Annotated in this window: 1 protein-coding gene and 1 pseudogene; both read right to left on the bottom strand. The window is 46.6% G+C overall.

The window, feature by feature from the left end:
* Positions 1–169 precede the first annotated feature (169 nt).
* Positions 170–505 carry an IS66 family insertion sequence element accessory protein TnpB gene (gene tnpB, locus G5T77_RS16650; RefSeq protein WP_166236265.1) on the bottom strand — a complete coding sequence of 112 codons (336 nt, stop codon included), beginning with the start codon at positions 503–505 and terminating at the stop codon, positions 170–172.
* Positions 502–713, bottom strand: a pseudogene (locus G5T77_RS16645) (IS66 family insertion sequence element accessory protein TnpB); the annotation flags it as partial. The pseudogene G5T77_RS16645 and the gene tnpB, both read right to left, overlap by 4 nt.

Raw genomic sequence — 713 nt, 5'->3', positions numbered from 1 at the left:
GATTGTGCTAGAGACTGATGCTGCATCGCCAACTGTCTGGTGAATTCCAGCAGTTGTTCATGGGTCAGTTGGCTTAAGTCAGGCAGCGTATTCATGACCGCAGTATGCCTGAGGTCATGAAGAGAATGAAATAGAACGTTTGGAGGATGGCAGAATGGTCGAGCTTGGTTTAGAGCATATTCACCACTTGCTGCAATCCAATTCTCTGCCAGGGCAAACCTTGGATTAATGCCTGTAACTGTTCCGGGCTGAGGGCCACGGTTTCACCTTGGTGAACTTGAGCCCAGTGAAATTTACCCTGTTCCAAACGCCGGGCACACAGCCAGATGCCCAGTCCATCATGTACCAACACTTTCATACGATGACCACGTTTATTACAGAACAGGTAGGCGCAATGCGGTTTGATTGAGCCAAAGGCTTTCATAATCTGCGCCATGACCGTATCCATCCCTGCTCGCATATCCAGAGGTTGGGTGGAGAGCCAGATTTCATCAATGCGAATCATGTTGCAAGTACCTTGAGTAATTCTGCTAAAGCAGATATTTTCGATACTTGCCATTTCAAGCCAATTTCTGCTTTTGAGTGGGGTAAAGTAATTTGAACCGTTAACATGTCAGTAGGAGTAGGATCTAATGGTGCAGAGCAAGATAAGGCAATAAATGCAGGTTTATTCGGTAGTGGTGAGCGATCACTCCCTGGCTTAGCATCAATTA

Source organism: Acinetobacter sp. GFQ9D191M (assembly GCF_011174875.1).
GTDB lineage: Bacteria > Pseudomonadota > Gammaproteobacteria > Pseudomonadales > Moraxellaceae > Acinetobacter.
Note: the sequence above shows the minus strand (reverse complement) of the source record. Positions and strands in the feature narration are given on the sequence as shown.